We start from the raw sequence: 24,447 nt of genomic DNA, 5'->3' as shown, positions 1-24,447 counted from the left end.
TTTATCCCCTCGCAAAAATAGGGCTTGCTTCGATTTCAGATTCGCGCCTAGGGTAATTGCATACGTTTGCAAGGGAGAGCGGCGATCATGGCTGAAATACAGCTACGCAATGTGTCCAAACGCTGGGGGAGCTTTGTCGGTGTCGAAGATTTCGACCTGACCATCGCGGACCGGGAGTTTCTCGTACTGCTGGGGCCGTCGGGCTGCGGCAAGACCACGACCATGCGGATGATCGCCGGGCTTGAGGATGCCTCGGGCGGCGATATCGTCGTGGACGGCACGCGGGTCAATGACCTTGATCCCAAGGATCGCGACGTTGCCATGGTGTTCCAGAGCTACGCGCTCTACCCGAACATGAATGTCTATGAAAACATCCGCTTCCCACTGAAGGTGCGTGGCGTGGATTCGTCTACACATGACGAAAAGGTGCGCCGCGCCTCGGCCATGGTGGAGCTGGACGAATTCCTGCATCGCAAGCCTGCCGAGCTGTCAGGCGGTCAGCGGCAGCGCGTGGCGCTGGCGCGTGCCATCGTGCGCGAACCCAACGTGTTCCTGATGGACGAGCCGCTGTCCAATCTGGACGCCAAGCTGCGGGTCTCGACCCGGGCGCAGATCAAGCACCTGTCCCACGAACTGGGTGTGACCACGATCTATGTGACCCATGACCAGATCGAGGCCATGACCCTGGCGGATCGCGTGGTTGTCATGAACAAGGGCGTGGTGCAGCAGGTGGGCACACCCACCGATATCTATGACATGCCGGCCAACACCTTTGTTGCCGGGTTCATTGGCTCACCGGCGATGAACCTGATGGAAGGCGACTTGAAGGGCGGGACATTTACTGCGGAAAACGTCTCGATCAGCGGCTTGTCCGGGCCGGATGGCCCCGTGACGCTTGGGTTCCGTGCCGAAGATGCCAGCGTCGCCGAGGCGGGGGAATTGTCCGCGCCGGTCTATTCCATGGAGCTTCTGGGTGATGCCACGATGGTGGCGGTCAAGGCGGGCAAGGCGCTGGTCGCCGTGAAGGCGCCCAAGGATTACCGCGTCGAGATTGGCGCTCCCTTCTCGGCGCATATCCCGGCTGACATCTGCCACCTGTTCGACGCAACAACCGGCGAACGGCTCTGAGCCATGTCCTCCGCCCATGTTTCCAGCTTTGACTTCGTCGTGATCGGCGCCGGCTCGGCTGGCTGTGCCGTCGCGGCGGGATTGGCTGCGCGAGATGCCGGGTCTGTGCTGGTGGTCGAGGCGGGTCCGTCGGATCGCTGGCCGCTGGTGCGGATGCCCTTTGGTCTGGTCTGGACGATGGGGTCGAAGCGGCGCGACTGGCGCTATCGCTCGGCCCCGCAATCGGCGCTCGGCGGTCGGCAGATTGCCATTCCGCGCGGTCGCATGCTGGGCGGCTCTGGCTCGATCAATTCCATGGTCTGGTTTCGCGGGCGTGCCGATGATTTCGACAACTGGCAGGTGCCAGGCTGGTCCTGGGCCGATGTGGCCCCAGCCTTTGACGCGGTCGAGGCGCATCTGCGTCCCGCGCGGCTGGCGACACCCCATGCGCTGACCGAGGCGCTGTCGGGGCTGACCGGGGGCAATGACCCCGAAGCGCTGCCCACGCCCGAACGCGAAAGCGCCGGGGTTTGCCGGTTCAACCTGCATGATGGCCGCCGCTGGTCCGCCGCAGATGCGTTTCTGCGGCCCGCGATGGCGCGCGGTGTGCAGGTGTTGCAGAACCATGCGGTCGAAAAGCTGCACATGACCGGCGACCGGATCGACCGGGTTTCCTTTGTCGGCGGGGCAGAGGTTCGGGCGCGCAAGGGCGTGATCCTGTCGGCGGGGGCCATTGGCTCGCCCGAGATCCTTTTGGCTTCGGGCGTTGGCCCGGCCGAGGATCTGCGCGCTGCAGGGCGCGACGTGATCGCGGATCTGCCCGGTGTTGGGGCGAACCTGCATGACCATCCGGGTTGCGGGCTGCATTTCATGGGGGCGGGGTCCGGCTATGGGCTGGATGCATCGCTGGCACTGGACTGGATGGCGGCACCGTTTGATTGGCTGCTGCGCGGCAAGGGTGTTTTTGCCTCGCCCACGGTTGAGGGCGCGGCGTTTTTCGATGCCTCGGGGCAGGGCGGCACGCCTGATATCCAGAGCCATTTCATCCCCTTCCTGCTGGACTGGGAAGGGCGGCGCACGCGGCTCGGGCGCGGTTATTTCGCCGATGCGGTGGTCTGTCGTCCGCAATCTCGCGGCGCGCTGAAGCTGGGTCGCAACGGGCTGGAGATTGACCTTGGCCTGCTGACGAATGAGGCCGATCTCGACCTGCTCACCCGTGGCTGGATGCGTCTTCGCGCCCTGATGCGGGACGCCGATTTCGGGGACATGAAGGCCCCCGAGGCCTATCCGGCGGCGGCCGTGAAGGACGAGGAACAGGCCCGCGCCCATATCCTCGCCCATTGCGGTACCGCCTATCACCCGGTGGGCACGCTGCGCATGGGGGAAGGCGATGCGCCGGTCACGCCACGGCTGGCCCTGCGCGGGGTGCGCGGGCTTTGGGTGGCGGATGCCAGCGTCATGCCCGCCGTGACCTCGGCCAATACCAACGCGCCGTCGATGATGATCGGCCATCGCGCCGCAGAAATAATCGCCGCAGATTCTGCTGCGGCCTGATAACAAGAACAAGAGGTTTGCCATGACAATCCAACATCTCAAACGTTCCAAACCCGAGGCGGAAAAGGCCGAGGAAGACGCCAAGGTCCGCGGCGTGGTGGAAAACGCGCTGGCCGATATCGAGGCGCGGGGTGATGCTGCCGTGCGCGAGATGAGCCAGAAATTCGACAATTACGCGCCCGAGAGCTTCCGTCTGAGCGACGGCCAGATCGAGGCGCTGATGTCCAAGGTCTCGACCCGCGATATGGAAGACATCAAATTCGCGCAGGAGCAGGTGCGCAATTTCGCCCAGGCGCAGCGGGATTCGATGAAAGATATCGAGATCGAGACGCTGCCCGGCGTGGTGCTGGGGCACAAGAATATCCCCGTGCAATCGGTGGGCTGCTACGTGCCTGCGGGCAAGTTCCCCATGGTCGCCTCGGCGCATATGTCCGTGGCCACCGCCACCGTGGCAGGCGTGCCGCGCATCGTGGCTGCCACCGCGCCATTTCAGGGGGAGCCGAACCCGGCGGTGATCGCCGCCATGCATCTGGGCGGCGCGCATGAAATCTACGCTTTGGGCGGTATTCAGGCGGTGGGTGCCATGGCCATCGGCACCGAGACCATCGAGCCAGTGCATATGCTGGTTGGTCCCGGCAATGCCTTTGTGGCCGAGGCCAAGCGCCAGCTTTATGGCCGGGTGGGTATCGACCTCTTTGCCGGGCCGACCGAGACCATGGTCATTGCCGACGAGACGGTGGATGCCGAGATGTGCGCCACCGACCTGATCGGGCAGGCCGAGCACGGCTATAACAGTCCCGCCTGTCTGATCACCAATTCCGAGAAGCTGGCGCGCGACACCATGGCGGAATGCGAGCGGCTCTTGGGGATCATCCCGACCGCCGAGACGGCATCTGCCAGTTGGCGGGATTATGGCGATGTGATCCTTTGCGACAGCTATGACGAGATGCTCGCCGTGGCCAATGACATGGCCTATGAGCATGTGCAGGTCATGACCGACCGTGATGACTGGTTCCTGGAGAACATGCATAGCTATGGCGCGCTCTTCCTTGGCCCGCGCACCAATGTGGCCAATGGCGACAAGGTGATCGGCACCAACCACACGCTGCCCACCAAGAAGGCTGGCCGCTATACTGGCGGGCTCTGGGTGGGCAAGTTCCTGAAAACCCATTCCTATCAGCGCGTGACCACTGATGAGGCAGCGGCGATGATCGGCGAATATGGCTCGCGGCTGTGCATGCTGGAGGGCTTCGTGGGCCATGCCGAGCAATGCAACATCCGCGTGCGCCGTTATGGCGGGCGCAATGTGCCTTATGGCGCGGCGGCCGAGCCGGTTCAGGCGGCGGAATAAGGTGCTTGTGCCAGCGGGCTTGCGCCTGTGATCTACCCACGGGGGCTCTGCCCCCGGACCGCACAACAACGTGGGGGGCCAGCCCCCCACACCCCCCGAGGTATTTTGAAACAGAAGAAGAATGGATCAGTCAGAAGATCTGAAGGCAGCTTTTACCGCATACCGGCGCGTCATGGAGACTGCGACGGCTGAAGGCGCGCGGGCGGTATGTGCGGAGCTTTTTGCCGGGGACGCAGAGCTGAAGCTCTGCCATCCGTTTGGCACGTTGAGCGGCGGGGCGGCGTATTTCGACACCTGTCTCGCGCCGCTTCTGAGTGCCATGCCGGATCTGGAGCGGCGCGACGTGATCGTGATGGCCGGGACGACGCCGGAAGGACAGGACTGGGTCGGCACCTGCGGCAATTACATGGGCACATTTCTGGCTCCGTTCCTGGATATCCCGCCCACCGGGCATCTGGCGCATATGCGCTATCACGAGTTTTTCCGCATCGAGGCGGGCCGCGTCGTCGAGATGCAGGCGATCTGGGATATCCCTGAGCTGATGATGCAGGCCGGGGCCTGGCCCATGGCGCCGCAACTGGGCAGGTTCCTCGCCACGCCGGCGCCGATGTCGCAGGACGGGCTGAGCGCCACGGGCGACGGGCAGTCGGCAATGGAGCATGTCATCGCCATGCTGACGGACCTGTGCAAATATCCCGGCGATCCTGACCCGGGCGTCATGCAGCTTGAGCGCTACTGGCATCCGCGGCTCAACTGGTACGGGCCTGCGGGGATCGGCACGGCGCGCGGCATTTCCGGTTTTCGCAATTGGCATCAGGAGCCGTTCCTGCGCGGCATGCCGGATCGCAAGCTTGATGCGATGGGGGATCTCATGTCCCATTGGTTTGCGCAGGGCGCCTATGTCTGTGAAACCGGTTGGCCCAATATGCGGCTGACCCTTTCCGGTGATGGCTGGATGGGGATTGCGCCCTCGGAGCGCGAAGTGCTGCTGTGCAGTCTTGATTTCTGGCGGCTGGAGGATGGGCTGATCCGCGAGAACTGGGTTCTTGTCGATCTGCTGGACATGTACCGCCAGCTTGGCGTTGATGTGCTGGCGCGGATGCGTGAGTTTAACAGGGCGCGCCCCGGTGGTGCCGTCCCGCTTCCCGATTGGAGAGTATCATGAGCCTGCCCCGTACCCCGTCTTTCCGCCTGGATGGCAAACGCGCGCTGGTGACCGGTGCCAGTTCCGGAATCGGGCTGGGCTGTGCCGTGGCGCTGGCCGAGGCGGGCGCGCATGTGACCTGTGCCGCGCGTGGCGTGGAGCGGCTTGAGGCCGCGGTGGCCGAGATGCAAGCGGCAGGGTTTTCCGCCGAAGCTCTGGCACTGGATGTGGGCGATCTGGACGCGGTCAAGGCCGCGCTTTCCGACACCGCCTTTGACGTGGTGGTCAATGCCGCCGGTCTGGGCCGCCACAGCGCGGCGCTGGACACCGATCCCGCCGATTATGACGCGGTGATGGGCGTCAATCTGCGCGGGGCCTATTTCCTGTCGACCGAGGCCGCGCGCGCCATGCAGGGGGCGGGGATCAAGGGCTCCATCATCCATATCTCGTCCCAGATGGGCCATGTGGGCGGCATTGACCGGGCGGTCTATTGCGCCACCAAGCACGGGGTCGAGGGCATGGTGAAAGCCATGGCCATCGAATGGGGCAAAAGCGGTATCCGCATCAATACGATCTGTCCGACCTTCATCCGCACACCACTCACGGAAGCCACGTTCGAGAACCCCGAGCGTGTGAAATGGATCGAGGACAAGATCAAACTGGGCCGCGTCGGTGAGGTCGAAGACATCATGGGCGCGGTCACCTATCTGGCAACGGACGCTTCCGCGCTGGTGACAGGCACGGCGTTGCTTGTCGATGGCGGCTGGACGGCCGAGTGATGCCGGAGAGCGGGCGCATAACCTCGCTGCATGTGGCGAAGAAGGCAGGCGTCAGCCAGTCGGCGGTCAGCCGTGTGTTTTCCGGTGCCTCGGCCTCCAAGGCGACGATCGCAAAGGTGCGCGCGGCGGCGGAAGAGCTTGGCTATCGCCCCAATTCGCTGGCCCGGGCGATGATCACCGGCAAGAGCCGGATCATCGGGCTTCTCGTGGGCTATCTCGACAACCAGTTCTACCCGGTGGCGCTGGAACGGCTGTCGACCGTGCTGCAGGAGCAGGGGTATCACATCCTTGTCTTCATGCTCCCCGATGCCAGCGAAGGCATCGAGGAGATCGTCAGCGAATTGATGGATTACCAGGTGGACGGGATCATCACCGCCTCGGTGTCGATGAGTTCCGTTCTTACCGAGCGTTGTGCGGCGGCGGGCATTCCGGTGGTCATGTTCAACCGGGGCCAGGATGGCAGCGGGCTGAGTTCCGTGACCTCGGGCAATATCGCAGGCGGGCGCAGGGTGGCGGAGTTCCTCGTCGCGGGCGGGCATCAACGCATCGCCCATATCGCGGGCTGGAGCGGATCGTCCACCGGGCGCGACCGGTCGATGGGATTTCGCATGGGGCTTGAGGCGGCGGGCATGACGCTGCTGGCCGAGATCGACGGCATGTATAAACGCGAGCATGCGGCGGAGGCGACGCGCACCCTCATGGCGCGGCCTGATCCGCCGGACGCGATCTTTGTCGGCAACGATCACATGGCCTTCGCCGTGATGGATGTGCTGCGCGGCGAGTTGGGCCTGCGCGTGCCCGAGGATGTGTCTGTTGTGGGCTATGACGATGTGCCTTTGGCCGCCTGGGGCGCTTATGACCTGACCAGCCTGCGTCAGCCGGTCAACCGCATGGTGGACGCCACGGTGGACACGCTTCTGGGCCAGATCGCGGACCCGGCGCGCCCGGCGCAAAAGATTGAAATCGAAGGGCCTTTGATCCTGCGCGGATCGGCCCGCATTCCGGAAGGATGGAGCGCATGAAGGGGTTTTCGAACCGCTGGAAGGATTTTCCCGATTATATTCTGGGGATCACCCATGAAATCTGGGAAGAGCGGGGTTTGGCGACGCTGAACCACTATTATTCCGACGACATCCCGATGCGGTTCCCGGAAGGCGTCTCGATCGGCAACCAGCGCACGATCAATGGCACGCTGGCCACGTTGGCGGAATTTCCCGACCGCGAGCTGACCGGCGAGGATGTGATCTGGTCCGGCAACGAGGAAGAGGGGTTCCTCTCGTCTCACCGGTTATTGACCATGGGCACGCATACTGGCGGCGGGTATTTCGGGCCACCCACGGGCAAGCGGTTCGTGATCCGGGCGATTGCCGATTGCGCGGCGATCAATGACCAGATCAATGATGAATGGCTGATCCGCGATACTGCGGGCATTGTAAAGCAACTGGGCATGGACCCACAGCAATTCGCCCGCGATCTGATCGCGCGCGAAGGCGGGCCGGAGAACTGCGTGAAACCCTTCTGCCCGGCGGTGGATGTGGAGGGGCCGTATAAATCGCGCGGCAATGACAATGAATGGGGCCATCGCATGGGTGACATCCTGACCCGGATGATGGACAAGGATTTCGGCGTGATCCGTGCTGAATATGACCGCGCGGTGCAGACCGAACATCCCGCCTCCACCACTGTGCATAGCTGGGCGGATACCGAAAAGCTCTGGATGGGGCTTCGCGCGTCCTTCCCCAACGCCACATTCGCCATCGAGCACCAGATCGGCCGCGAGGACCCGATGCTGTCGCCGCGCGCGGCCATCCGCTGGAGCCTGCACGGCAAGCATGACGGCTGGGGCATGTTCGGTCAGCCCACCGGGGCCGAGGTCTATGTGATGGGCTTCACCCATGCGGAGTTTGGCCCCTACGGGTTGCGCCGCGAATGGACGCTGTTTGATCATGTGTCGATCTGGAAACAGATCTTCATGCAGCAGGGCTGACCCATGGTTGAGCATCCGATGACAGGTTTTGCCCCACGCTGGAGCGACCCGGTAGACTATATCCTCGGCGTGACCCGCGAGATCTGGGAAGATCGCGGCATCGCCACACTGCACCAGTATTACGGCAAGGAGATTGTCGTGCGCTCGCCCGCCTCGGTTGTGGTGGGCAATAGAGGCGTCATCGGCGCGACCATGGCGACGCTGGCGGAGTTTCCGGACCGGCAATTGCTGGGTGAGGATGTGATCTGGTGCGACGCCCCAAGCGGAGGTTTCCTAAGCTCGCACCGGCTGATTTCAACGGCAACCCACGCCCATGACGGAGCCTATGGCGCGGCCTCGGGCAAGCGGCTGCGGTATCGTATTCTGGCCGATTGCCATGCCGCAGAGAACCAGATCAACGATGAATGGTTGGTGCGGGACCAAGGCGCGATTGCAAGGCAGTTGGGGATGACACCCCGGGATTATGCCGCGCAGCTCATCCGGGATGAGGGCGGGCCGGAGCATTGCGTTCAACCCATGACGCCCGCCAATGACGTGGCGGGGCCATATGCGGGCAAGGGCAATGACAATGAATGGGGTGAAAAGCTTGCCGATATCGTGACCCGCATTGCAGGCGCGGATTTCACAGTGATTCCGGGTGAATATGACCGGGGTGCCGCGCTGCATTATCCCGGTGGCCATGACACCGAAGGCCATAACGGGGCCGATCAGTTCTGGATGGGGCTGCGCGCGGCCTTCCCGCACGCGGCGTTTTCGGTGGACCATGTGATCGGACGCGAAGACGCGCTTATGCCGCCCCGCGCCGCTATACGGTGGAGCCTTTATGGCAAGCATAGCGGCTGGGGCAGCTTTGGCCGCCCCACGGGGGCGGAGGTTTATATCATGGGGATCACCCATGCCGAGTTCGGCCCCTTTGGCCTGCGCCGGGAATTCACGCTGATCGACGAGGTGGCGATCTGGAAACAGATTCTTTTGCAGACGGGGGAGATGTGATCCGCCAGTCCGAAATATCCCGCCGCCTGCATATGTTGTTTCAGGCGCGCCGCGCCGAGCGGCTCAACCCGCACCCGCCGGGTCGCGTTTTCTGATCACTCACTCAATCGGAAAACGACATATCAAGGAACTTGACAATGACACCGCAAGACATGGAAGCCCGCATCGTCCGCTACGGCGAGCTGCAACCCTGCAAAACCGCCTTTATCGACGCCCATACGCCCGGCAGCGATCAAAAGGAAAACTTCACCATCATCGGCGGGGGCGTTTCCGAATCCCCTGACCAGCATGTGCATATCTCCATCGAACATGGCTTCAACATCGGCGCAGCGGGCCAGCCGCCGAAATGCCGCAACTCGCTGCATGATCACCGCACGGCTGAGGCGTTTTTCGTCCTCTCCGGGCGCTGGCGCTTTTTCTGGGGCCGCTGGGGTGACGCGGGCGAGGTCACGCTGGAAGAGGGCGACATCTTCAACATCCCTACCGGCGTGTTCCGGGGGTTCGAGAATATCGGCACCGATTACGGGATGATCATGGCAATCCTCGGCGGCGACGATGCCGGGGGCGGCGTGATGTGGGCGCCGCAGGTGATCGAGGATGCCGCCGATCATGGGCTTGTTCTTGGCGAAGACGGCAAGCTTTATGACAGCAAAAAGCAGCAGCGCCTGCCCGAAGGTGTGAAGCCCATGCCGCTCATGTCGGACGAGGAACTGGCCAAACGCCCTGAGCCGACGACGGCCGAAGTGCTGCCCAACCACGTGGCGCGCTATTGGGACATGGTGGCGCTGTCCGACAAAAAGCCCTGCAAGGTGATCGGCGAGACCGGGCTTTTGAAGGACAAGCCGGGGTTTGAGGTTGATTTCATCACCCGCGCGTCCGCGACGGATACCAAACACAGCCATGACCGCCCCTCGGTCCTGATGCCGGTCAAGGGCCATTGGCGCGTCGATTGGGAGGGGGGCTCCACCGTGCTGGCCCCGGGCGACACGATGTCGGTGCCGGAAAACGTCAATCACTCCGCCGTGCCGTCGATGACCGGCGAGGCCGCGCTCTATCACATCGTGGGAACCGACGATCCCGCGGGCCTCACCTGGAAAGGCTGAGATGACAGACGCGTCCCCCGACCAGACCCGGGACATCTATGATGCGCAGGCCGCCGCCTATGATGCGCAACGCTCGCGCGCCTTGTTCGAGGCGCGCTGGCTGGCGCGGTTTGCGGCCTGCCTGCCGGACGGGGGGCGCGTGCTTGACCTTGGCTGTGGCGCGGGCGAGCCGATTGCGCGCTGGTTCATGGCCGAAGGTTTTGCCGTGACCGGCGTGGATTTTTCGTCGGCGATGCTGGAAATCGCGCGCCAACGCTGGCCGCAGGGCGACTGGCGCGAGGCGGATATGCGCGATCTGGACCTTGGCGAGACCTTCGACGGCATCATCGCCTGGAACAGCTTGTTCCACCTGACGATGGACGAACAACGTCCCGTTTTGCGCCGCATGGCGCTGCATCTGAACCGTGGCGGATCTCTGATGTTCACCACAGGCCCCAATCAGGGCGAGACCACCGGCACCGTGGCGGGCCGCACGGTCTATCACGCCAGCCTTGCCCCGGCGGAATATGCCACGATCCTGCTGGAACAGGGGTTGCGGCTCACCGGCTTTCTGGCCGAAGACCCGGAGTGTAATTCCCATACCGTCGTTATGGCGCGTAAAGATGCATTCCCGGAGGAGGCCGACACCGATGACTGACACATTGACCATATCCCGCAGCGATTTCCCCGAGCATTTCCTGTTTGGCGCGGCCACCGCCGCCTACCAGATCGAGGGCATGGCCTCGGGCGGGGCCGGTCCCTGCCATTGGGACACATTCGCCGCCACACCGGGCAATGTGTTTGGCGCGCATGACGGGGCGGTGGCCTGTGACCATTACCACCGGTGGGAGGGGGACCTTGATCTCCTGCAAGCCGCAGGCATGGATTCCTACCGTTTCTCGACCGCATGGCCCCGTATCCTGCCCGAGGGGCGCGGCGCGGTGAACGCGGCGGGGCTCGATTTCTATGACCGGCTGGTGGACGGGGTGCTGGAACGCGGGATGAAACCCTTCCTGACGCTCTATCACTGGGATCTGCCCTCGGCCTTGGCCGGGCTCGGCGGCTGGATGAACCGTGATGTGGCGGGCTGGTTCACTGACTATGCGGAGCTGGTCCATGCGCGTTTGGGCGACCGAGTCGCCTCGACCGCGACGCTGAACGAGCCGTGGTGCGTGGCATGGCTGTCGCATTTCGTGGGGGCGCATGCGCCGGGGATGCGCGATATCCGCGCCGCCGCCCATGCGATGCATCACGTGCTGCTGGCGCATGGCACCGCGATGCAGGCGCTGCGCGGGGCAGGGGCGAAAGAGCTGGGCATCGTTCTGAATTTCGAAACCGCCACCCCGGCCAGCGACGCGCCCGAGGATATTGCCGCCGCCGCGCGCGGTGACGCGATCTATAACCGCTGGTTCATCGAGGCCATGGCGGGGCAGGGATACCCGGCCGAGGCGATGGAGGGGTTGGCCCCGCATATGCCGATGGGCTGGGAGGCGGATATGGACATCATCGCCACGCCGCTCGACTGGCTGGGGGTGAATTACTACACGCGGGCGAATTACGCGCATGATGCGGACACCCCGTGGCCCAGCTACAAACAGGTCGAAGGCCCGCTGCCCAAAACCGATATGGGCTGGGAAATACGCCCTGAGGGGCTTTACGAAATCCTCACCCGCCTGAGCGATGGCCCCGCCAAGGGCCTGCCGATCTATGTGACGGAAAACGGCATGGCGGGCGATGACCACCTGAACGCGTGCGCAGTGCATGACCCGGTACGCATTGGCTATATCGACGGGCATCTCGCCGCCGCCCGCCGCGCCATCTCTGATGGCGTTGACCTGCGCGGCTTTTTCTATTGGTCGCTTCTGGACAATTACGAATGGGCCTTTGGCTATGACAAGCGCTTTGGCCTTGTCCATGTGGATTACGCCACCCAGACCCGTACACCCAAATCCTCCTATCACGCGCTGGCCGCCGCCTTGGCGCGATAAATCACAGAAAGGCACCTCATGTCCCGGATCAAAACCACCCATGTCGGCTCGCTCCCCCGGACCCAGGATGTTGTCGATTTCATTTTTGCCCGTGAGCATGGCGAATCCTATGACGAGGCCGCGTTCGACGCCTGTATGACGGCGGCGGTGGATGAGACGGTTCGGAAACAAAAGGACGCCGGGATCGACATTGTCTCCGACGGGGAAACGTCCAAGATCAGCTACGCCACCTATGTCAAGGATCGCTATACCGGTTTTGACGGCGATTCCCCTCGCAATGCGCCCGCCGATCTGAAGAAATTTCCAAGCTTTCTCAAGCGTCTGGCCGATGATGGCGGCACGCCGCAATATGCGCGACCGATGTGCGTGGGCGAGGTGACATCCAAGGGGCAGGGCGAGTTGCAAAAGGATATCGCCAATCTCAAGGCGGCGATGGCCACGCATGGCGTGGAGCGCGGCTTCATGAACGCGGCCTCGCCGGGGGTGATCTCTCTCTTCCTGCAGAATGATTTCTATCCGACGCGTGAGGCCTATCTGGCGGCGCTGGCCGATGCCATGAAGGAAGAATACGAGACCATCGTCGCCGCAGGTCTGGACCTGCAACTGGACTGCCCCGATCTCGCGTTGTCCCGCCACATGCTCTTCAATGATCTGTCAGATGAGGAATTCATCCAGATCGCCAATTCCCATGTCGAGGCGCTGAACCACGCGCTTCAGGACGTGCCCGCAGAAAAGGTCCGCATCCATATCTGCTGGGGCAATTACGAGGGGCCGCATGTCTGCGACATCCCCATGTCCAAGATGTTCGACACGCTGATGTCGGCCAAGGCGCGTTATGTGCTCTTTGAGACCTCGAACCCCCGCCATGGCCATGAATGGACCGTGTTCCGGGATCGCAAGGGGGATATTCCCGACGACAAGGTGCTGGTGCCGGGTGTGGTGGATACGACGACCAATTTTGTCGAACATCCGGACCTTGTGGCGCAGCGGATCGAGCGGTTCGTGGATATCGTCGGCGCAGACCGGGTGATCGCGGGCAGCGATTGCGGCTTTGGCACCTTTGCGGGCTTTGGCGCGGTGGACGCCGAGATCGCCTATGCCAAGCTGGGCGCGCTCAGCGCAGGGGCGGCCAAGCTGGGATGAGCGATCCTCTGGTCTTTCTGCCGGGCATGATGTGTGATGCCCGGCTTTTCGCGCCGCAGATGGACGCGCTGGGCGGGATGTGCCTGCCCATTGGCGGGGCCGACACGGTCGAGGCACTGGCCGAACACGTGCTGGCCGAGGCCCCGGAGCAATTCGCGCTGGCGGGCCTTTCCATGGGTGGCATCGTCGCAATGGAGGTGATCCGGCAAGCCCCGGATCGCGTCACGCGGCTGGCGCTGATGGACACCAACCCGCTGGCCGAAAGTGACACGGTCAAGGCGCGACGCGGCCCGCAAATGGACAAGGTGCGCGCGGGCGGTTTGGCCAGCGTTATGCGCGACGAGATGAAGCCCAATTACCTGGCGGACACCCCGGATCGCGGGGCGATATTGGACCTTTGTATGGAGATGGCGCTGGCGCAGGGGCCAGAGGTGTTTATCCGCCAATCCATCGCTCTCATGCACCGGCCTGATCAGTCCGAGACGCTGAAAGCCTATGACAAACCGGTGCTGGTGCTCTGTGGTCGCCATGATGCGCTTTGCCCTGTGCATCGCCATGAGCTGATGGCGGGTCTCTTGCCCCAAGCCACGCTCAAAATCATCGACGGCGCGGGCCATCTGCCCACGCTGGAGGCCCCGGACGAAACAACACAGGCGCTGGCCGTCTGGCTCAGGGAGGAGTGACATGCAGGACAGCCTTTTGAAATTGCTGCAATCGGTGGATACGCCAACGGTTTGCAACGCCATCGAAGTGGTCGAGGGCAAGCGCGGCTTTGACCGCTTCACCCGCGGCACCATGCTGTCGAGCCACCCCGACGCCGGCGCACTGGTGGGCTATGCCCGCACCGCGCGCATCGCCGCTCTGGCCCCACCGACGGAAGCGCCCGAGGTGATCAAGGCACGGCGCATGGACTATTACCGTCACATGGCATCCGGTCCGCGCCCCGCATTGGCGGTGGTCGAGGATCTGGACGTGCCCAACGCCATCGGGGCCTATTGGGGCGAGATCAACACGACCGTGCATAAGGGGCTGGGCCTCTGCGGCGCGCTCACCAATGGGGTGATGCGTGATCTGGGCGATCTGCCCGAGGGTTTCCCGGTGATTGCGGGCAGCATCGGCCCCAGCCATGGATTTGTCCATGTGCGCGAAATCGGCACGCGGGTGCGTATCTTTGGCCTCGAGATCGACGACAATGAACTGGTCCATGCCGACCGGCACGGCGCGCTGGTGATCCCGGCGGGGTATGAGACAGAGCTGGAGGCGGCCATTCACAAACTGCTCGACACCGAAAAGATCGTGCTGGAGGCCGCGCGCAAGCCGGGCTTTGATTTTGACGCCTTCGAGACCGCCTGGACCGCGTTCGAGAAGGCGCGCACCTGAGCCATCCGGCGTCAGCCCCGGCAAAGGTGCTTTTCCCGTCGCGCGTCCCCCTGTAAGCGTGGGGCAATCACAGGGGAGAGACCCACATGCCTGACACCATGCTTCTGGTGCAAATGTTCACTCTGCTGGTTGTCATCGGCGGCTTTGCCGGGGTGCTGGCGGGGCTTTTGGGCGTGGGCGGCGGCATTGTCCTGGTCCCGGCCTTTTTCTACGCCTTCCAGACGCTGGGCTATGGCGGTCCGCAATTGATGCAGATGTGTCTGGCCACCTCGCTGGCGACGATCATCGTGACCTCTTTGCGTTCGGTGCACAGCCATAACAAGAAAGGCGCGGTGGACTGGGGCATCCTGCGGACATGGGCGCCGGGCATCGCGCTGGGCGCGCTGCTGGGGGTGCTGGTGGCGTCCTCTCTGCGCTCGGTCGTGTTGCAAGCGGTGTTTGGCGGGCTGGGGATCGTGATCGGGCTCTACTTGGCTTTTGGACGCGCCCATTGGCGGCTGGGAGAGGCCATGCCGACCGGGTTGCCGCGCGCAATCCTGTCGCCCGTTGTGGGCTTCCTGTCTGTGCTCATGGGCATCGGCGGGGGCAGTTTCGGGGTGCCGCTGATGAGCCTCTATAACACGCCGATCCACCGCGCGGTTGCGACCGCGGCGGGCTTTGGTGTGCTGATCGCTGTGCCTTCGGTGATCGGTTTCCTGTTTCTGGACATTGCGCCGGACCAGCGCCCGCCGCTGACCATCGGGGCGGTCAATCTCGTGGCCTTTGCCATCGTCATTGCCATGACGCTCATCACCGCGCCTGTCGGTGTGCGCATCGCCCATGCGATGGACCCCAAGCCGCTCAAGCGCGTCTTTGCGGCTTTCCTGATCCTCGTGGCGCTGAACATGCTGCGCAAGGCGCTGGGCTATTGAAAACGCTGCTGGCGCGTGGCTGGGCCAAACTGCCCCATGATCCCCGGCTTGCCGACTGGGCTGCCCGTGCCGCAGAGATTGCGCGCGACGCGATCGAGTCGGATGAGCACAGCCAGCAGTGGCAATGCGACAAGACGTGGTTCGTCGGTGTCGATGTGCTGCACAATGCGCCGGACGGCTCCATTGGCGATGTCTCTCTGGCCGGGCGCGCGGTGGAAGAGTTGACGGCGCTCTATGGCGCACAACACTGGCACCGGGCGCAGGTCTCGGTCGTGCGACCGGGCTACCCAAAGCCCCGCGCCGGTGAAAGCGACGCGGCGTTTCGCTATCGGCAACACCGCGACGCGGCCCATGTGGATGGGTTGTTGCCGGTGGGGGACAAGCGGCGGCGGCATTTGCATGAACCGCATGGCTTTATCCTTGGAATTCCGTTGAACGAGACAAGCCCGGACGCCGCGCCGCTGGTGGTGTGGGACGGCAGTCACCTGATCATGAAACAGGCATTTGAGCAGGTACTGGGCGGCATGACGGACGCCCGGGAGCGGGACACGGATGTGACCGACGCGTACCAGTCCGCCCGCCGCCGCGTCTTTGACGCATGCCCGCGTCTGGAATTGCATGCACGGCCCGGAGAGGCATTGATCCTGCATCGGCAGGTGCTGCACGGCATCGCAGGGTTTGCCGACACGGCCACCGCGCCGCCCGAGGGCCGGATGATCGCCTATTTCCGCCCGCAACTGGCTGAAATCCCCGATTGGCTGGCGCTGCCCTAAAACGCGCATGTCAGGAAATTGCCGTCTCTGTTTCGGAAACAATCTTATTCGAGACAAAGTTTAGGCGCATTCAAAACGCACAAAACCGGGCAAGATCAGGAGGGTTGATCATGCTTGAACTTCTTTTGTTGCTTGGCGTCGGTGTCGCTGGTGCAGGAGCCGTGGGGCTGACCGGCATTACCGGATATGACGACTCTGACGACGATGATTTCGGGGATAGCTTTGACCCGAGGGATGTCGACAATGACAGCATTTGGGGCATACTGAACAGCATCCCGGGCTTCTTCGAGACGCGGTTCACGGATGGCCCGTTGGGTGGCGAAGAAGCGTCGGAAGATGACGAATCCGACACTGGCGACGATACGGTGACCGGCGATGATACTGTAACCGGCGACGACACGGTGACCGGCGATGATACTGTAACCGGCAACGATACGGTGACTGGCGACGATACCACCACCGGAGACGATACGCTGACGGGCGATGACACCGCGGCAGGGTCCGGCGGCAGCGGTATGCATGACGTCACTGCCGCAGCGCTCGATCTTGCGGAACTCTTTGGTTTCGAGACCGACTGGGATCCCGACAGTCTGACCGGTGGTGAGGAAACCGACCCGGTTGCGCCCTTTGGGCCCGGTGCTGAAGAGGGCAGCGATGGCGGCGAGGTTCCGGCGGAGCCCGAACCGGAGACCGGTGACGACGACGCGGGAACGGCCCCCGTTGTTCCGGGGGCCACGGGTGACCCTGAGCCCGCACAACCTGATGATCCGACCGACCCGGCGGAGGGCGAAGACGGCCCCGTCATCATTGAGGATTTCCGCCCCGATGAAGAGGACCTGGTCCTGTCGCTCGAAGACGGTGTGTCCGAGGATGCGACTGTGTCCGTCGAGCCCGGCGGTGACACCGGCGAAGACGCCTCCGTGGTGGTTGACGACGGGCAGAACCGGCTTGTTGCTGCCATCATCCGCGGCGGTTTCGGCACCGTGAGCCCGGACCACATTCATCTGATGTGGGGCCAATAAGCCCAGCTAAATCAGTGTTTTGAAAACCCGCTCCGAATCGCGCCCGGAGCGGGTTATTCTTTTTGGCGCTCCGGGTTTCGTGGTGGCAGCCTGAGATTGATCGTTTCGTTTCGGAAATGGGGACAATACCCGCGTTATATGCGGAACTGTCATCTATATCACGACATGTCGCCGATTTGAGGCGGCGCGTTTGAAAGTCTTCGATTTATATTCGGTTAACTTCTGGGGGGTCATGGGTGCGCTGCCAATTCTGCTTGGACTATTTGCTGTGGTTGGACTGGTTCCGTTGTTCGAGGGGGCGGTGCCGATGACGACATCGTCGATCCGCGGGGTGATGACGTGATCGACGGTCAGGCGGGAAATGACACGATCAATGGTGAGCGCGGGGCCGATACCGTCTAGGGCGGTGGCGGCGATGACGTGCTGTTCCTCAATGGCGATGAAGCCTCCGGCGGCACTGGGGCCGATACGTTCAATGTGCTGGCAGACGAGGTTGATTTCGACGCACCGGTGATCACCGATTACAATGGTGCCGAGGACCAGATCGCCATCTGCCTGCCCGCAGGGTTCGACCTGAGCACCGATGTCTCGGTGGTGCCCTCCACCGCGCCGGAGGCTGCGGCGGATGACGTGGATATCGTGCAGGGCACCGGGGAGGATGCGATTGTTGTGGCCACGGTCAGCCGCGCCCCAGCCGCGCCGCGCGCCCGCCGCGCCGTTTGATCAGCAAGCCTTTGCGCTCGGGCAGCGCCTCCATCACCTCGCGCCGCTCCTCATGGCTCATCTTGGACCAGCGGGTGATTTCGTCGATGGAACGCAGGCAGCCGGTGCAGATCCGCGCCTCGGGATGCACCACGCAGATTTTCACGCATGGGCTCTCGATCTCGTTGCGTTTCCAGACTTCGTCCTTCACCCGGGCGTCTCCGTCTCTCATGTGTTCAGATGCTGCAAACGGTCCAGCACACCTTGGAGGATATAGGACGCTGCCACATGGTCGATCACCTCGGAGCGACGTTTTCGCGACGTATCCGCCTCCAACAGCGCGCGCTCAGCGGCCACGGTGGACAGGCGTTCGTCCCAGAACCCGATCGGGCCATCCCACAAGCGGCTGAAATTGCGGGCAAAGGCACGGGTCGACTGGCAACGCGGCCCCTCAGAGCCGTCCATATTGCGCGGCAGGCCCAGGATGATGCCGCCGATGGCGCGATCCGCGACAATCTCTTGCAGACGCGCGGCGTCCAGACCGAATTTGCGGCGCTTCACCGTCTCCAGCGGCGTTGCCACCGAGCGGAAGCTGTCCGACACCGCCACGCCAATGGTCTTGTCGCCCAGATCCAGCCCCATCAGGGCGGTCATGGATGGCAAAGCGGCGGCGAAATCCTGTATCTCATCATGGATCATGCGCCCCCTCTAACCCCTGTTTTTGCCAAGAGAAAGGCATTTGCGACAGCCATGTCGCGAACGCCCCGCATTGTGGCGGATTTGATCACGGCCAAAACCGGCATAGAGTCCAGAAAGACCCCAAGAAACACCCCCGGGATTCGAGCGCCATGAGATCATATTCCGCCTTTGCCGTCGCCCGCGAAGCCGCACGCTACCACATGGGATGGGAGCGCGCCTGGGCGTCGCCGGAACCGAAAAAGAAATACGAGGTGATCATCATCGGGGCAGGGGGCCATGGCCTTGCCACCGCGTATTACCTTGGCAAGAATTTCGGCATTACCAACGTGGCTGTGATTGAAAAAGGCTGGCTGGGTGGCGGCAACACGGGCCGCAACACCACGATCATCCGCTCGAATTATCTTCAGGACCCCTCGGCGGCAATCTACGAAAAGGCCCGCTCGCTCTATGAGACGATGAGCCAGGACCTGAACTACAACGTCATGTTCTCTCCCCGTGGCGTGATGATGCTGGCCCAGACCCAGCACGAGATCCGCGGCTACCAGCGCACCGCCCATGCCAACGCGCTGCAGGGCGTGACGACGGAATGGATTTCGCCGGGGCGGGTCAAGGAACTGGTGCCGATCATCAATCTCGACGGGCCGCGTTACCCGGTGCTGGGCGCACTGTGGCAGGCGCGGGCCGGGACCGCGCGCCACGATGCGGTGGCCTGGGGCTATGCGCGGGCCTGCTCGGACATGGGCATGCACGTGATCCAGAAATGCGAAGTGACCGGCGTGCGCCAGGAGGGTGGCAAGGTCACCGGCGTGACCACCACGCGCGGCGATATCGGCTGTGACAAGCTGGGCATCGTCGTGGCGGGGCATTCCGGCCATGTGGCCGATATGGCGGGCTTCCGCCTGCCGGTGGAGAGCGTGGCGCTGCAGGCGCTGGTGTCAGAGCCGATCAAGCCCTGCATGGATGTGGTTGTCATGGCCAATACCGTGCATGGCTATATGAGCCAGTCCGACAAGGGCGAAATGGTCATTGGCGGCGGCGCGGATGGCTATAACAACTACACCCAGCGCGGCTCGTTCCACCATATCGAGGAAACCGTGCGCGCGCTGGTCGAGACCTTCCCAATGATCTCGCGCCTGAAAATGCTGCGCCAATGGGGTGGCATCGTGGATATGACCGGCGACCGCTCACCCATCCTGTCGAAAACCCCGCTTGAGGGCTGTTTCATCAATTGCGGCTGGGGCACCGGCGGCTTCAAGGCGATCCCCGGCTCTGGCTGGGGCATGGCGGAACTGATGGCCAAGGGGCAGTCGCCGCTGACCGATGCGTTCTCGCTGGATCGCTTCAAGGAAGGCCGCTTCATTGATGAAAGCGTGGCGGCGGGGGTGGCGCATTGATGTCAAAGCTCACATCGTACATCCCGTTTTCTTCAAAAGAAAACGGTCCGAATTCTTTTGAAGAATTCGTGACCAAGATCGAAAGGGTCGTCTCATGCTAACCCTCCACTGCCCCAATTGCGGTATTCAGGCCGATGAAACCGAACTCGCCCCCGGCGGCGAAGCGCATCTGAAACGCTACGGCCCCGGCTCGTCGGATGACGAGTTCCACTCCTACCTCTTCACCCGCGAAAACCCGCGCGGGCCGCATTTTGAACGCTGGCGCCACGCGGCGGGTTGCGGAAAGTGGTTCCTCGCCGCGCGCGACACCGTCACGCTTGAGGTCTACGGCACCTATCCCGCCCAGACGCTGGAACCGCCGCAGGACATCAAGGACGCCATCACCGCCAAACATCCCGGCTGGCAGTGGAGAGAATTCTCCTGATGCTTCATCTTGCCAAGAAAACTCCCGCCGGAGGCTCCGATGCCTCCAAAAGAACGAGGGCCTGAGACATGAGCACACGTCTCGCCACGGGCGGTCGCCTGATCGACCGGTCCAAACAGCAAAGCTTTACCTTCAACGGCAAGCGCCTGACCGGGTGCGCCGGGGATACGCTTGCCTCGGCGCTTCTGGCCAATGACCAGATGCTCATGGGCCGGTCGTTCAAATATCACCGTCCGCGCGGGGTGGTGGCCTCGGGCGCAGAAGAACCCAACGCACTGGTGGGCCTTGGCACTGGTGCGCGGTTTGAACCCAACCAGCGCGCCACCACGACCGAACTGTTTGACGGTCTGTCGGCGACGTCCCAGAACCACTGGCCGAGCCTTGAATTTGACGTTGGCGCGGTGAATACCAAGCTCGCCCGCTTCCTGCCCGCAGGGTTCTATTACAAGACTTTCATGTGGCCGCGGTCTTTCTGGAAACATGTCTACGAGCCTGTCATTCGCCAATCTGCCGGTCTGGGCAAGGCGCCGGATGCCGAGACGCGCGATGCGGACACTTACGAGCATTTCTATGCTTATGTAGACCACCTGGTCATTGGCGGCGGAATTGCCGGGCTGGAAACGGCCAAGCGTCTGGGCGAGACCGGGGCACGCGTCCTGCTGGTCGAGCAGACCGCCCATTGGGGTGGCCGCGCGCCGGTGGATGGCGGCGAGGTCGAGGGCCAGCCGGTCACCGAGTATATCGCCGGGCTGCTGGCGGCGCTGAACGCCATGGAGAACGTGACGCTGCGCAGCCGTACCATGGGCGCGGGCATCTACGATCACGGTTATGCGCTGGCCTATGAGCGTCTGAGCGATCATGCGCCCACGACCCAAGGCCCGCGTCACCGGCTCTGGCGCATCCGGGCCGGTCAGATCGTGACTGCCACCGGAGCCATCGAGCGCCCGCTGTCCTTTGCAGGCAATGACATTCCCGGCGTCATGCTGGCCTCTGCCGTGCGCGACTATGTTGAGAACTGGGCGATCAGCCCGGGTGACCGCACGGTGATCGTGACCAACAACGATGACGCTTATCGCACGGCGCTGGTGCTGAAATCCCACGGGCTCGACGTGCCTGCGATCATCGACGCCCGCGTGCTGCCCACCGACAGCGCGCTCATGGCCGAGGCGCGCGCCAAGGGCATCGCGATCCATCAGGGCCACGCGATTGATCATGTCATGGGCACGAAACGCGTGCGCGGCGTGGCAATCTGCTCCCATGCGGGCGAGGGCGGCGCGGTGATCGAAGAGATCCCCTGCGAATGCGTCGCCATGTCCGGCGGCTGGTCGCCTGTGGTGCATCTGTGGTCCCATTGCGGTGGCAAGCTGAACTGGGACCAGGCAAACGCCATGTTCCGCCCCGACCTGACACGCGCGCCAACCGGCGACAAGGGGCAGGCATTCGTGACCCCCGCAGGCGCGGCCAATGGTGCCATGACGCTGGGCGATGTGCTGGAAGACGCGGTCGCGGCGGCGGAACGCGCCAGCGGCGACACCCGGACCAGCGATGCGCCCAAGGCTGTCGTCGCGGTGGAAGCGCCGCTTGCCCCGGTCTGGATGATGCCGCAGGGCGCGTCGATCAAGCACCGCATGAAGGCGTGGCTGGATTACCAGAACGACGTCAAGGTCTCCGACGTGCAGCTTGCTGCGCGCGAGGGTTTTGAATCGGTTGAACACGCAAAACGCTACACCACGCTGGGCATGGCCACGGATCAAGGGAAACTCAGCAATATCAACGGCCTGGCAATCCTGTCCGGCGCGCTGGGCGCGGAAATCCCGCAGGTGGGCACCACGACCTTCCGGCCGCCCTATACGCCCATCTCCATGGGTGCGATTGCAGGCGAGGCGCGGGCCGAGATTTTCCAGCCGATCCGCAAGACGCCGATCCATGACTGGCTCGACAAGAACGGCGCGGAATGGGAGCCGGTCGGCCATTGGCGCCGTCCCTACTGCATCAAGCAGGCGGGCGAGACCACCGAACAGGCGGTTCATCGCGAGGTGAAAAACACCCGCGAGAACCTTGGCCTCCTCGATGCCTCGACGCTGGGCAAGCTGATCGTGAAGGGCAAGGATGCGGGGAAATTCCTCGACATGCTTTACACCAACATGATGTCCACGCTGAAGCCGGGGCGTTGCCGCTATGGTCTGATGTGTAACGAGAACGGTTTTCTCATGGATGACGGCGTGGTCGCTCGCATCGACGAGGACACGTTCCTGTGCCACACCACATCCGGCGGGGCGGATCATATCCACGCCCATATGGAAGACTGGCTGCAATGCGAATGGTGGGACTGGGACGTTTACGTGGCCAATGTCACCGAGCAGTACGGCCAGATCGCCGTGGTCGGTCCCAATGCGCGCAAGGTGCTGGAAGCGATCGGCGGCATGGATGTGTCGAAAGAGGCGCTGACCTTCATGGGCTGGGCCGATGGGGAACTGGCGGGTATCCCGGTCAGGGTCTACCGTATCTCTTTCTCCGGTGAGCTGAGCTATGAGATTGCGGTCAAGGCGTCTTATGCGCGGGAACTTTGGGACCTGCTGATGTCCGTGGGTAAACAGTTCAATGTCATGCCCTATGGCACCGAGGCGTTGCATATCATGCGGGCCGAAAAGGGCTTTATCATGATCGGCGACGAGACCGATGGCACGGTGATCCCGCAGGATCTGAACCTCCACTGGGCGATCTCGAAGAAGAAAGAGGACTTCATGGGCAAACGCGCCCATGAGCGCGCCGATATGGCCCGCGAGGACCGCTGGAAGCTGGTCGGGCTGGAAACCGTGGACGGTTCGGTCCTGCCCGATGGGGCCTATGCGGTGGGCGAGGGCACCAACGCGAATGGCCAGCGCAACGTGATTGGCCGGGTGACCTCGACCTATCATTCGCCGACGCTGGGCCGGGGCATCGCCATGGGGCTGGTCCTGCACGGGCCGGACCGCATGGGCGAGGTGATCCGGTTCGCAAAAACCGACGGCACCACCATGATCGACGCGAAAATTGTCGATCCGGTCTTTTACGACAAGGACGGGGAGATGCAGAATGTCTGATCCTGTGAACGCATTGGGTGGCGCGCGCTTTGACGGGCTGGTCACCATCTCTGAGCTGCCGCCACAGGGCATGATCACCCTGCGGGGCGACCTGTCCGCGACCGCTGTCAAGAACGCGGCCACCGGTGTCGGCGGGCGTGATATGCCGGGCCAGCGCGAGGCCAAGACCATTGAAGATCGTGGCATCCTGTGGATGTCACCCGATGAATTGATGGTGCTCTGCCCATATCACGAGGTCACGGTCGCCGTCGAAAGCATGAACGCGCTGCTCAAGGACACACATGCGCTGGTCGTGGACGTGTCGGATGCCCGCGCCTCATTCGAGCTGCGCGGTGACGGGGTACGCGAAGTGCTGGCCAAGCTGTCGCCTGCGGACCTCTCGCCCGAGGGGCTGCCTGTGGGGGAACTGCGCCGGTCCCGGCTGGCGCAGGTTCCCGCGGCCTTCTGGTTGCACAGCGAGACACGGGCGCAGGTGATCTGCTTCCGCTCGGTGGCGGAATATGTGTTCAACCTGTTCAAGACCTCGGCGCAGCCGGGCTCTGCCGTGGGCGTTTTCTGAGGCAGACTACGCCGCAGCGACCAATTGGGCGATAGGTGCCAGGCGCAAGGATAAATGCCCTTGCGCTAATTGGCGTCAATTGCTAGCCCGTCCGGGATTTTTCATTCCGGAGACTTGTGTATGGCATCGCTTCTTTCGAAACTTGTTGTTGCATCATTGATCCTGTCGCCCTTTGCGCCAGCACATGCCGCCAACTACCTGTGCAAAGTCAACGGAGCCGGGCAGCACGGCTTTATTTCGCCCGAGATTGCAGTTGAAGTGGTCCCAGTTTTTCGGACAGGTTTGCAGCGCATCTAAGGTGTATCGGGTTTAGGTTTCATGCTGCTTTTTGCTCTTCCAAGCCCGCCCATTATGCGTCGTCGGGCGTCTGCC

Annotated in this window: 27 protein-coding genes; 25 read left to right on the top strand and 2 right to left on the bottom strand. The window is 63.1% G+C overall.

Annotated features, from left to right (window positions below; genetic code table 11):
• Positions 1 to 87 precede the first annotated feature (87 nt).
• From PGB28_RS00130 to PGB28_RS00040, 20 genes are all read left to right on the top strand, one after another.
• Entirely contained in the window at positions 88 to 1,128 is a 1,041-nt protein-coding gene (locus tag PGB28_RS00130) for an ABC transporter ATP-binding protein (protein ID WP_271419435.1), read from the top strand.
• A gap of 3 nt (positions 1,129 to 1,131) precedes the next feature.
• Entirely contained in the window at positions 1,132 to 2,661 is a 1,530-nt protein-coding gene (locus PGB28_RS00125) for a GMC family oxidoreductase (RefSeq protein WP_271419434.1), read from the top strand.
• Between the two features lie 22 nt (positions 2,662 to 2,683).
• Positions 2,684 to 4,012 carry a histidinol dehydrogenase gene (hisD, locus tag PGB28_RS00120; protein WP_271419433.1) on the top strand — a complete coding sequence of 443 codons (1,329 nt, stop codon included), beginning with the start codon at positions 2,684 to 2,686 and terminating at the stop codon, positions 4,010 to 4,012.
• Positions 4,013 to 4,133: 121 nt separating this feature from the next.
• Positions 4,134 to 5,177, top strand: a complete 1,044-nt coding sequence (locus tag PGB28_RS00115) for an ester cyclase (protein WP_408636190.1) — start codon at positions 4,134 to 4,136, stop codon at positions 5,175 to 5,177.
• Positions 5,174 to 5,935, top strand: coding sequence for an SDR family NAD(P)-dependent oxidoreductase (locus PGB28_RS00110; protein ID WP_271419432.1), 762 nt, complete (start codon positions 5,174 to 5,176; stop codon positions 5,933 to 5,935). Before PGB28_RS00115 ends, PGB28_RS00110 begins: the two co-directional genes overlap by 4 nt.
• The gene (locus tag PGB28_RS00105) at positions 5,935 to 6,957 is read left to right on the top strand and encodes a LacI family DNA-binding transcriptional regulator (protein WP_271419431.1); all 1,023 of its coding nucleotides are present in this window, start codon (positions 5,935 to 5,937) and stop codon (positions 6,955 to 6,957) included. Before PGB28_RS00110 ends, PGB28_RS00105 begins: the two co-directional genes overlap by 1 nt.
• A complete protein-coding gene (locus PGB28_RS00100) occupies positions 6,954 to 7,922 on the top strand; it encodes a nuclear transport factor 2 family protein (protein WP_271419430.1) in 969 nt (322 codons plus the stop codon). Before PGB28_RS00105 ends, PGB28_RS00100 begins: the two co-directional genes overlap by 4 nt.
• Positions 7,923 to 7,940: 18 nt before the next feature.
• Entirely contained in the window at positions 7,941 to 8,915 is a 975-nt protein-coding gene (locus tag PGB28_RS00095) for a nuclear transport factor 2 family protein (protein ID WP_271419734.1), read from the top strand.
• A gap of 137 nt (positions 8,916 to 9,052) precedes the next feature.
• On the top strand, positions 9,053 to 10,018 hold the full coding sequence (locus PGB28_RS00090) for a cupin domain-containing protein (RefSeq protein WP_271419429.1): 966 nt from the start codon (positions 9,053 to 9,055) through the stop codon (positions 10,016 to 10,018).
• 1 nt (position 10,019) lies between these two features.
• A complete protein-coding gene (locus tag PGB28_RS00085) occupies positions 10,020 to 10,655 on the top strand; it encodes a class I SAM-dependent methyltransferase (protein ID WP_271419428.1) in 636 nt (211 codons plus the stop codon).
• A gap of 4 nt (positions 10,656 to 10,659) precedes the next feature.
• On the top strand, positions 10,660 to 11,985 hold the full coding sequence (locus tag PGB28_RS00080; protein WP_271419733.1) for a GH1 family beta-glucosidase: 1,326 nt from the start codon (positions 10,660 to 10,662) through the stop codon (positions 11,983 to 11,985).
• 18 nt (positions 11,986 to 12,003) lie between these two features.
• Positions 12,004 to 13,128 carry a cobalamin-independent methionine synthase II family protein gene (locus PGB28_RS00075; RefSeq protein ID WP_271419427.1) on the top strand — a complete coding sequence of 375 codons (1,125 nt, stop codon included), beginning with the start codon at positions 12,004 to 12,006 and terminating at the stop codon, positions 13,126 to 13,128.
• On the top strand, positions 13,125 to 13,811 hold the full coding sequence (locus tag PGB28_RS00070; RefSeq protein ID WP_271419426.1) for an alpha/beta fold hydrolase: 687 nt from the start codon (positions 13,125 to 13,127) through the stop codon (positions 13,809 to 13,811). The genes PGB28_RS00075 and PGB28_RS00070 overlap by 4 nt, the downstream gene beginning before the upstream one ends.
• 1 nt (position 13,812) lies before the next feature.
• Positions 13,813 to 14,508, top strand: a complete 696-nt coding sequence (locus tag PGB28_RS00065; RefSeq protein ID WP_271419425.1) for an RraA family protein — start codon at positions 13,813 to 13,815, stop codon at positions 14,506 to 14,508.
• Between the two features lie 86 nt (positions 14,509 to 14,594).
• A complete protein-coding gene (locus PGB28_RS00060; protein WP_271419424.1) occupies positions 14,595 to 15,419 on the top strand; it encodes a sulfite exporter TauE/SafE family protein in 825 nt (274 codons plus the stop codon).
• Positions 15,416 to 16,192, top strand: a complete 777-nt coding sequence (locus PGB28_RS00055) for a hypothetical protein (protein WP_271419423.1) — start codon at positions 15,416 to 15,418, stop codon at positions 16,190 to 16,192. Before PGB28_RS00060 ends, PGB28_RS00055 begins: the two co-directional genes overlap by 4 nt.
• 110 nt (positions 16,193 to 16,302) lie before the next feature.
• Entirely contained in the window at positions 16,303 to 17,214 is a 912-nt protein-coding gene (locus tag PGB28_RS00050; protein ID WP_271419422.1) for a hypothetical protein, read from the top strand.
• A gap of 190 nt (positions 17,215 to 17,404) precedes the next feature.
• Entirely contained in the window at positions 17,405 to 17,557 is a 153-nt protein-coding gene (locus tag PGB28_RS00045; RefSeq protein WP_271419421.1) for a hypothetical protein, read from the top strand.
• Complete coding sequence (locus PGB28_RS21315; protein WP_408636196.1) at positions 17,554 to 17,616, top strand: hypothetical protein; 63 nt, start codon at positions 17,554 to 17,556, stop codon at positions 17,614 to 17,616. The genes PGB28_RS00045 and PGB28_RS21315 overlap by 4 nt, the downstream gene beginning before the upstream one ends.
• An 18-nt stretch (positions 17,617 to 17,634) precedes the next feature.
• A complete protein-coding gene (locus PGB28_RS00040) occupies positions 17,635 to 17,937 on the top strand; it encodes a hypothetical protein (RefSeq protein WP_271419420.1) in 303 nt (100 codons plus the stop codon).
• Here the strand turns inward: PGB28_RS00040 and PGB28_RS00035 are convergent.
• Positions 17,894 to 18,148: a DUF1289 domain-containing protein gene (locus tag PGB28_RS00035; protein WP_271419419.1), complete on the bottom strand. Its 255-nt coding sequence runs from the start codon at positions 18,146 to 18,148 to the stop codon at positions 17,894 to 17,896. The two genes, PGB28_RS00040 and PGB28_RS00035, sit on opposite strands and share 44 nt — an antisense overlap.
• Positions 18,145 to 18,615 (bottom strand): Holliday junction resolvase RuvX, encoded by a 471-nt coding sequence (gene ruvX / locus PGB28_RS00030; RefSeq protein ID WP_271419418.1) that lies wholly within the window; start codon positions 18,613 to 18,615, stop codon positions 18,145 to 18,147. Before ruvX ends, PGB28_RS00035 begins: the two co-directional genes overlap by 4 nt.
• 149 nt (positions 18,616 to 18,764) lie before the next feature.
• Here ruvX and PGB28_RS00025 point away from each other — a divergent pair, with 149 nt between their 5' ends.
• From PGB28_RS00025 to PGB28_RS00005, 5 genes are all read left to right on the top strand, one after another.
• On the top strand, positions 18,765 to 20,009 hold the full coding sequence (locus PGB28_RS00025) for a sarcosine oxidase subunit beta family protein (protein WP_271419417.1): 1,245 nt from the start codon (positions 18,765 to 18,767) through the stop codon (positions 20,007 to 20,009).
• 94 nt (positions 20,010 to 20,103) lie between these two features.
• Positions 20,104 to 20,433: a sarcosine oxidase subunit delta gene (locus tag PGB28_RS00020; protein ID WP_271419416.1), complete on the top strand. Its 330-nt coding sequence runs from the start codon at positions 20,104 to 20,106 to the stop codon at positions 20,431 to 20,433.
• Positions 20,434 to 20,501: 68 nt separating this feature from the next.
• Positions 20,502 to 23,516, top strand: a complete 3,015-nt coding sequence (locus tag PGB28_RS00015) for a sarcosine oxidase subunit alpha family protein (protein ID WP_271419415.1) — start codon at positions 20,502 to 20,504, stop codon at positions 23,514 to 23,516.
• Positions 23,509 to 24,075, top strand: a complete 567-nt coding sequence (locus PGB28_RS00010; protein WP_271419414.1) for a sarcosine oxidase subunit gamma — start codon at positions 23,509 to 23,511, stop codon at positions 24,073 to 24,075. The genes PGB28_RS00015 and PGB28_RS00010 overlap by 8 nt, the downstream gene beginning before the upstream one ends.
• A 120-nt stretch (positions 24,076 to 24,195) precedes the next feature.
• Complete coding sequence (locus tag PGB28_RS00005; protein ID WP_271419413.1) at positions 24,196 to 24,372, top strand: hypothetical protein; 177 nt, start codon at positions 24,196 to 24,198, stop codon at positions 24,370 to 24,372.
• Positions 24,373 to 24,447: the final 75 nt, after the last annotated feature.

The organism is Primorskyibacter aestuariivivens (assembly GCF_028023675.1).
GTDB classification, from domain to species: domain Bacteria; phylum Pseudomonadota; class Alphaproteobacteria; order Rhodobacterales; family Rhodobacteraceae; genus Marinovum; species Marinovum aestuariivivens.
Note: the sequence above shows the minus strand (reverse complement) of the source record. Positions and strands in the feature narration are given on the sequence as shown.